Annotated in this window: 8 protein-coding genes; 6 read left to right on the top strand and 2 right to left on the bottom strand. The window is 25.3% G+C overall.

Annotation, left to right across the window (positions count from 1 at the left end):
* Positions 1 to 309 precede the first annotated feature (309 nt).
* Positions 310 to 648: a hypothetical protein gene (locus R4K56_RS09845; protein WP_335772434.1), complete on the top strand. Its 339-nt coding sequence runs from the start codon at positions 310 to 312 to the stop codon at positions 646 to 648.
* A gap of 438 nt (positions 649 to 1,086) precedes the next feature.
* Here R4K56_RS09845 and R4K56_RS09840 read toward each other — a convergent pair whose 3' ends face one another.
* Together R4K56_RS09840 and R4K56_RS09835 are read right to left on the bottom strand one after the other, a co-directional pair.
* On the bottom strand, positions 1,087 to 1,488 hold the full coding sequence (locus R4K56_RS09840; RefSeq protein WP_335772435.1) for a tetratricopeptide repeat protein: 402 nt from the start codon (positions 1,486 to 1,488) through the stop codon (positions 1,087 to 1,089).
* Positions 1,489 to 1,879: 391 nt separating this feature from the next.
* Positions 1,880 to 2,899 carry an AAA family ATPase gene (locus R4K56_RS09835; protein ID WP_335760575.1) on the bottom strand — a complete coding sequence of 340 codons (1,020 nt, stop codon included), beginning with the start codon at positions 2,897 to 2,899 and terminating at the stop codon, positions 1,880 to 1,882.
* A gap of 152 nt (positions 2,900 to 3,051) precedes the next feature.
* Between R4K56_RS09835 and hisA the strand changes: the two genes are divergently transcribed.
* The 5 genes from hisA (at position 3,052) to R4K56_RS09810 (ending at position 8,076) form a co-directional block, all read left to right on the top strand.
* Positions 3,052 to 3,765 carry a 1-(5-phosphoribosyl)-5-[(5-phosphoribosylamino)methylideneamino]imidazole-4-carboxamide isomerase gene (hisA, locus tag R4K56_RS09830; RefSeq protein ID WP_335772436.1) on the top strand — a complete coding sequence of 238 codons (714 nt, stop codon included), beginning with the start codon at positions 3,052 to 3,054 and terminating at the stop codon, positions 3,763 to 3,765.
* A 15-nt stretch (positions 3,766 to 3,780) separates the two neighbouring features.
* Complete coding sequence (locus R4K56_RS09825) at positions 3,781 to 4,728, top strand: FkbM family methyltransferase (protein WP_335772437.1); 948 nt, start codon at positions 3,781 to 3,783, stop codon at positions 4,726 to 4,728.
* A gap of 97 nt (positions 4,729 to 4,825) precedes the next feature.
* Positions 4,826 to 5,434 carry a bactofilin family protein gene (locus R4K56_RS09820; RefSeq protein WP_335772438.1) on the top strand — a complete coding sequence of 203 codons (609 nt, stop codon included), beginning with the start codon at positions 4,826 to 4,828 and terminating at the stop codon, positions 5,432 to 5,434.
* Positions 5,435 to 5,454: 20 nt separating this feature from the next.
* Positions 5,455 to 6,246: a type I methionyl aminopeptidase gene (gene map / locus R4K56_RS09815; protein ID WP_335772439.1), complete on the top strand. Its 792-nt coding sequence runs from the start codon at positions 5,455 to 5,457 to the stop codon at positions 6,244 to 6,246.
* A gap of 48 nt (positions 6,247 to 6,294) precedes the next feature.
* The gene (locus R4K56_RS09810) at positions 6,295 to 8,076 is read left to right on the top strand and encodes a glycoside hydrolase family 35 protein (RefSeq protein WP_335772440.1); all 1,782 of its coding nucleotides are present in this window, start codon (positions 6,295 to 6,297) and stop codon (positions 8,074 to 8,076) included.
* Positions 8,077 to 8,091 lie beyond the last annotated feature (15 nt).

The following is an 8,091-nucleotide window of genomic DNA, read 5'->3' as shown; positions in this document are numbered from 1 at the left end:
GAAAATTGACAAAATATAGTTGTTTAGGTATATAAAGTTAAAATTAGTACATTTTATGCCACATTATATAGTATACTATATTCATTTGTTATATGGTTTTTTATATTAGGATTGTTAAAATTTCCTATTCAATTTAATTTCATTAATTCTTTTTTGTTAGAGAATATAAATAATATATTTAATATATATTCTAATAATAAAGAATTATTAAAGAATATAGATATATTATTTAATTTAATAATATTTTTTATAGTATTATATATTTTATCTTTTATTATTGGAATTATTATATCTATATTAAGACTAAAATTGAGAAAACAGTATAATTTTATATATGGATTTCTTTTTAAAAGAAGTCAATATGAAAATGTAGTAGATCAAGTATTTGAAACATTAATATATGACAATAATAATAAAACAATAATATTTAAAACTATTTCTGGAGATTATTTTATTGGAGAAGTTAGTTTAGTAAGTAGTAATTTACAAGGAAATTATATTTATTTTAGTAAAGTACAAAAATATAGTCAAAAAAGGAGGAAGTTTTTAAATGTAGTAGATAATATGGGGTATTGTATTAATGTTAATTCGATAGAGTATATGCACATATCTCCTGACAAGAATTTTGATGTAGAGAATCTTAAATGAAGTAAAATTATAATGCACATAGTAATAATGAGTATTATAAATATATGAAAATATTATAGAATAATAAGATTAAATAAATTAATATTTTTTTATTGGCTTTAACTATATATTACTCAATTTATTTTTTATAGTTTAATTAAAAAATCTAATTATAACTTAATTAGAAATTACAGCCCCTACACAAATTTTTATTAGATAAGAATTTTATTGGACACACGGTAAACTGAATTTTATATATTAAAAAATTTAACATTCAAAATTAATTTATATTTATAATTTTATTCAGCGTGCAATGCGGAAATTTAAAATCTAAACAAATCTATTGGGATTTATAATCATAGTAAAAGCTAAAAATAAAAATAGCATAAAAATAACAGATGAAAGTTATAAATGAAAATGGGCGGGCAATTATAATAAAATTTGTAAGTTAATTAATTTTTATTTCAAACCGTATTTGTTTTCAATATTTTTTATATTTTCTATAATACTATTATTAGTAGTATCTAACTCCAAAGCTTTTTTATAATCTTTTAATGCCTCTTTATACATTTTTAAACCATATTTAGCATTTGCTCTATTACAGTAGGCTTCAAAATAATTATTATCAAGTTCTATTGCTCTATCATAATCTTTAATAGCATCTTCAAAAAGCCCCATATCATATTTAATCATTCCTCTATTATTATATGATTTAATATGATTTGGATCTATTTTGAAATCTTTATTATTTTTTAAGGTTTCTTCATAAAAGTTTATAGCTTTATCATAGTCTTTTAAGCGAGATTTTTCTAATTTAGATTTGTCTATAGGCTTTTTAAAGAAATAGCTAAATATTGACATTGGTCGCTCCTATATAACAAATATTAATATAATCATTATAACATAAATAATTTTTTATATTTTAAAATTTTATTTACATCCCCGCCCTTTATTCTTTATTGTTTTATTTTGAAATTCTAATTTTTATTATCTTTATAACTTAATCAGAAATTACAGCCCCCACCCAAGTTTTTATTATATTTAAAATTTTATTCAACGCACGGTTTATATATTAAAAATATTAATATTTAAAATTAATTTATATTTATGATGATGTTTAGCGTGCGGATAGGATATTATGAATTTATATTTTTTATAGATGTATTATTATTTTTAGAAAGATTTGATATTATATATTTGCGGAAGTATTATATAATAATGTTTGATAAATACCTCCGCAAATAAAAATTTATTATTGATTAGAATTATTTTCTATAAATTCTCTTGCACTATCAACATCATAATTATAAGTCTTAAAGCCTTCATTTTCAGTATTATATATATTAATAATGTTTATGATGTCTTTTAAATCTTTAAAATAGTCTTCATTAGTTACTATATCAGATATGATTCTTAATACATTATAATTATGAGTTGTGAAGAACATTTGCATATCATTGTTTCTGCTTAAAGTTAATATGCTTCTTAATAAATGTCTTATAGCTTTGTTATGAAGTCCGTTTTCTATTTCATCAATAGATATAATAGAATATTTATTTACAAATATAGGAAGAATCACTGATAAGTATTTCTTTAATCCATCGCCCATTAAATTTAATAATACTAATTCATTTATTCCTTCAACATTAACATAAATATCATTATTAAGTACGCTTATTGCTTTTATATCTTTATTAAAGTAAGAAATCATTTCTAGTAATTGAGCTTCATTCTTATTTTTTAGTATTTCTATTAAATATGAAGTTAATGTGCTGTATTCTATTTTGCTTGGTATATATATTTCTTTTTTATCTTCTATATTTTCAGCTTTTCTATTCATCATATATATTGTGTTATTAATATTTGGAATAGTTAAATTATTTTCCTGAATTTCTTCATTGTGAATAGCAATAATATTGTAATTTAATTCAACATTATCATTAGAAAGTTTTTTATTGTCTTTCACAATAGGAGAAATATTTATCTCATAATTAGTATCATCTTCTTGATTATAATTAAAGCTGATATTATTATCATAATCAAATTTGTGAAATAGATTTTTTATTTCAACTTTATTTTCTATGAATCTGTTAATACTTTTTATATTTTCAATTACTCCAATACGTGAAGATGATGAAATTAGAGTCATAGCTTCAAGCAAAGTTGTTTTTCCGCAATTATTTTCGCCGATTATAAAATTAATTTTTTTAATATTATCTATTTGTAACTTATCAAAACATCTGAAATTTTCTATAGATAGACTTTTTATCATAATAAAACCCGTTAAATTTAAATTAGTTTATTATTCAATATCGGAGTTTTTTAAAATAACATAAACATTAACTAATTTATATAAAATGATTTTTATTTTCACAATTTGTGATATAATATGATTACATAATACACAATAATAGGGGTATATTTATGGAAATACTTCCAGCAATAGATTTAAAGAACGGAGAAGTTGTAAGACTTGTTGAAGGTGATTATAATAATAAAACTACATATTTTACAGATCCTTTAGAAATATTAGATTTTTTCATAGAAAGCGGAAGTAAATATTTACATGTTGTAGATTTAGACGGTGCTAGTGATGGGGAAACAGTTAATTTTAAAACTATAGAAAAAATAATAAAGAAATGCGATTTATTTGTTGAAGTTGGCGGCGGTATAAGAAGTGAGGACACCATAAGAAAATATTTAGATATAGGTGTTAAAAGAACTATATTAGGTACTATTGCAGTTGAAAATACTAAATTTTTGGAAGATATGATTAATAAGTATCAAAATCATATTGCTGTTTCAATAGATTCAAGAGATAGAATGATAGCAATAAAAGGCTGGAAGGAAATAAAAAAAGAGGATTCTGTTGAATTTTGTAAGCAAATTGATGATATGGGAATTGATACAATAATATATACAGATATTTCAAAAGACGGAAAATTATCAGGCACTAATTTGGATATTTATAAAGAATTAAGAAAAAAAATTTCATGCAATATAATAGCTTCAGGCGGAGTTACCTATGAAGATGAGATAAAAAAATTAAAAGATATGGGTATTAATGGTGCTATAGTTGGAAAAGCAATATATGAGAAAAAAATTGATTTAAAACATATAATAGAAATTGCAAAGTAATTTATAGGTAATATTATGAAAGAGTTATTAGAAGAATGCAGAAGCATAGTAAGGAATAAATTTAGTAAAGATGAGATAGTAGCAACTGAAAATACAGATAATTTTATAAAGGCTATGATTGAAAGCGATAATTTTGTTATTTTTTATAATATGCTTGAAGAAGAATATTCTAAGAGTCTATTTAAAAGTTTGATAAAATATAGATATATGCTTTCATTTAATAGAGATGCTTATACTAATTTTGAGAAGAAAATAAAATTAAGTATGAAATATGGTTCTATTAATATATTTTCTTGGGGATTAAAGAGAATTTTATTTGGATTAAAGAAGTTTAAATATCCAAAAGAAATAGAGAATTTTTTACTTTTTTATATATTTGGTCTTGAACAGTATAATATCAAAGACATATTTGAAGTAAGCGATGACAGTGTGGTATTTGATGTTGGTGCTTGGAAAGGTGATACAGCCTATTTCTTTTCAAAAAGATGTTCAGATAAGGCAAAAATTTATGCTTTTGAGCCGGATAAAAATGCTTGTGATACATTAAAAATGATAAAAGAAAAATATAAGCTGAATAATGTTATTTTGGAAAATGTTCTTTTTTCAAATAAGAATGAAGTTATTGATTTTGTATCTATGACTCCTAATACTCCAACAGTACAAATGAATGCTATTACTGTAGATGCATTTGTAGAAGAAAATAATATAGAAAGAATAGATTATTTAAAAATGGATGTTGAAGGTGCTGAGATGCATATATTGGAAGGAAGTATAAATACTATAAAGAAATTTAGGCCCTATCTTGCTATAGCAATATATCATGGCGGCGAACTTTTTATGGAAGACTTTTATAAAGTTCCGATATTTATTAAAGATATAACAGAAAATTATGAGTATTATATAAGGACTTTTTCACCTTGGGGCGGAGAAACTATTCTTTTTTGTAAACCGAAAAATAGATAAAAGACTAAAAATATGTTATAATACTACAGTTGTATAAATGTTGACTTTTTATTACTATACTTATAAAATCAAACTATATATTTAGGAGTTTAGATTTATGGCAAAAAGAGATATGATAAATAGCGTTATAGGAGATGGTTCATCTTTTAAAGGTACTTTTATTGTAAAAGGTTCTTTTCAAATAGATGGAAAATTTGAAGGAGAATTAAAAATTGATGGACATTTAGTAATAGGGCCTAATGGTAAAGTAAAGACCAGTACTATAATGACAGAAAGTATTACAATAGCAGGTACTTTGATTGGTAATATTGATGCAAAAAGAGAAGTTATATTGATAGAAACAGGAAGAGTTTTAGGAAATATAGAGGCTCCTAAAATAGATGTTGGAGAAGGTGCTGTTATACAGGGTGAGATGACTATAACTGGAGGACAGAAAAAAGATATAACAAAAGTTGTTGAAGAATCATTTACAGGTGTAAAAGCAGAAGATATAGCTATTGAAGAAAATAATAATAATACAACATCTACTGCTGCAGATAATAGCAGTACTTCTAATGATAATATGAATAATAATAGCGATAATAATAATGCTGATTATAATAACAACATTAATAATGATAATAATAATGTTAATTTATCAGAAAATAATACAAGCGGTTTTGGAACAGCAGATAATCAAAACAATACTAATAGTAGTATTTTTTAATTCGTAAAGGTGTATAATAAATGGCTATAAAAATAAAAACTCAAGCTGAAATTAATTTAATGCGTGAAAGCGGTCATATACTTGCCAATGTATTTAAAGAAGTTGAAAAAATAATACAGCCGGGTATTTCTACAAAAGATATAGACAAATTTGTATATGATTATATAAGAAAGCATAATGCAAAGCCTTCATTTAAAGGTTATGGAAATCCTCCTTTTCCAGGTTCTGTTTGTGCTTCTATTAATAATGAAGTAATACATGGCATACCTAGTAAAAAGAAGATTTTAAAAGACGGCGACATTATAGGACTTGATATAGGCGTATATTTTAAAGGATATCATTCAGACAGAGCATTTACTTATAAAGTAGGTAATGTATCAGAAGATGCAGCAAGATTGATTGAAGTTACTATGGAGTCATTTTTTAATGGCGTAAAAAAGATAAAAGACGGAGTACATTTGGGTGATGTTTCTCATGCCATACAAAAAACTGCTGAAGATGCTGGTTATTCTCTTGTAAGAGAGTTTCAAGGTCATGGAGTAGGAGCAAATTTGCATGAAGAACCTGCGGTACCAAATAGAGGAAAAGAGGGAGCAGGTCCTATACTTAAAACTAATATGGTTATAGCAATAGAGCCTATGGTTAATATGGGGCATCATGCTATTTTGATAGAAGATGATGATTGGACTATTATTACAAGGGACGGTTCATTATCTGCACATTATGAACATACTGTGGCAGTTAAAGAAGATGGTGTTGAAATATTAACTGCTTTAGAAGATGATGAATTTGTAAAAAAATATCTTGGTTAATTAATAATATATTTAGTAAATTTATCTATAACTATTTAGGATATTAGTATGTCTACTTTTGAAATTAAAGAAGAATTTATTTTAAATGGAAAACCAATAAAAATTTTATCAGGTGCTATTCACTATTTTAGATTTGTAAAAGAATATTGGGAAGATTGTTTTTACAATTTAAAGGCAGCAGGATTTAATACTGTTGAAACATATATACCTTGGAATATTCATGAGATAGATGAGGGAGTTTTCGATTTTTCAGGAAATAAAGATATAGCCTCTTTTATTAAGCTTGCTCAGAAAATGGATTTATTGGTTATATTAAGACCTACTCCTTATATATGTGCTGAATGGGAATTCGGAGGACTTCCTGCATGGCTTTTAAGATATGATAATATAAAAGTACGTACTAATACAGAATTATTTTTAAGTAAAGTTGATGCTTATTATAAAGAGCTATTTAAACATATTGCTGATTTACAGATTACTAGAAATGGCCCAGTAATTATGATGCAAATTGAAAATGAATATGGTTCTTTTGGTAATGATAAAGGCTATCTTAAAGCGTTAAAAAATATTATGAAAAAATATGGTGCCGAAGTGCCTTTATTTACTTCTGATGGTGCTTGGGACGCTGTTTTAGAAGCTGGAACATTAGTAGATGATGGAATATTAGCTACTGTTAATTTTGGTTCTCAGGCTAAAGAAAATTTTGAGGCAACAGAAAAATTCTTTGAGAGAAAAGGCATAAAAAATCCATTAATGTGTATGGAATTTTGGGACGGCTGGTTTAATTTATGGAAAGAACCTATAATCAAAAGAGATGCTGATGATTTCATAATGGAAGTAAAAGAGATTTTAAAAAGAGGCAGTATAAATTTATATATGTTTATAGGAGGAACTAATTTCGGTTTTTATAATGGTACTTCTGTAACAGGTTATACTGATTTCCCTCAAATTACGTCTTATGATTATGATGCTGTTCTTACCGAATGGGGAGAGCCTACAGAGAAATTTTATAAACTTCAGAAGCTTATAAATGAATTATATCCTGAAATAAAAACTTTTGAGCCTAGAGATCATAAAAGAGCAAATTTTGGAGAGGCAAAACTTAAAGCAAAAACATCTTTATGTTCAGTAATAGATAAAATATCAAAATGTCAGAGAAGTGATTATCCTATAACAATGGAAAAGGCTGGAAATGGTTATGGATATATGCTTTATAGAACTCATGTTACTGGTTTTGGCTATGATATGAAGGTAAAAGCTGTTGGAGTTTCTGACAGAGTACATTTTTATTTAAATGGAGAATATAAAGGTGTACAATATCAAGATGAAATCGGCGACATTATAGAAATGAAATTCAATAATGGTGATAATATATTAGAATTATTGGTTGAAAATGTAGGACGTGTTAATTACGGTTATAAACTTCAGGAATGCAGTCAGATTAAAGGTATTCGTATAGGAGTTATGGTAGATATACATTTTGAAACAGGCTGGGAGCAGTATGCTTTATCTTTAGAAAATATTAATGATGTAGATTTTAATTGTGAGTGGAAAGAGAATACGCCTTCATTTTATCGTTATGAATTTGAAGTTAATGAGGCAGCTGATACTTTTATTGATTGTTCTAAACTTGGAAAAGGTGCAGCATTTATAAACGGTTTTAATTTAGGAAGATATTGGAGCGAAGGTCCTGCATGTTATTTATATGTACCTGCCCCTCTTTTGAAAGTTGGATTAAATGAAATTATCATTTTTGAAACAGAAAATATTGTTCAAGATAGTTTAGCACTTAAAGAAAATCCTGTTTATAAAGATGTTAAAAAGGCATGATCTATAAAAAACTAT

Source organism: Brachyspira pulli, from assembly GCF_036997785.1.
Lineage (GTDB): Bacteria > Spirochaetota > Brachyspiria > Brachyspirales > Brachyspiraceae > Brachyspira > Brachyspira pulli.
The sequence above is the reverse complement of the archived record's forward strand: the minus strand, read 5'-3'. Positions and strand labels throughout refer to the sequence as shown.

Excerpts from the sequence above, each read along its gene's own strand:
- R4K56_RS09840 (WP_335772435.1), bottom strand. The coding sequence starts at position 1,488 with ATGTCAATATTTAGCTATTTCTTTAAAAAGCCTATAGACAAATCTAAA.
- R4K56_RS09835 (WP_335760575.1), bottom strand. The coding sequence starts at position 2,899 with ATGATAAAAAGTCTATCTATAGAAAATTTCAGATGTTTTGATAAGTTA.
- hisA (WP_335772436.1), top strand. The coding sequence starts at position 3,052 with ATGGAAATACTTCCAGCAATAGATTTAAAGAACGGAGAAGTTGTAAGA.
- R4K56_RS09825 (WP_335772437.1), top strand. The coding sequence starts at position 3,781 with ATGAAAGAGTTATTAGAAGAATGCAGAAGCATAGTAAGGAATAAATTT.
- R4K56_RS09820 (WP_335772438.1), top strand. The coding sequence starts at position 4,826 with ATGGCAAAAAGAGATATGATAAATAGCGTTATAGGAGATGGTTCATCT.
- map (WP_335772439.1), top strand. The coding sequence starts at position 5,455 with ATGGCTATAAAAATAAAAACTCAAGCTGAAATTAATTTAATGCGTGAA.
- R4K56_RS09810 (WP_335772440.1), top strand. The coding sequence starts at position 6,295 with ATGTCTACTTTTGAAATTAAAGAAGAATTTATTTTAAATGGAAAACCA.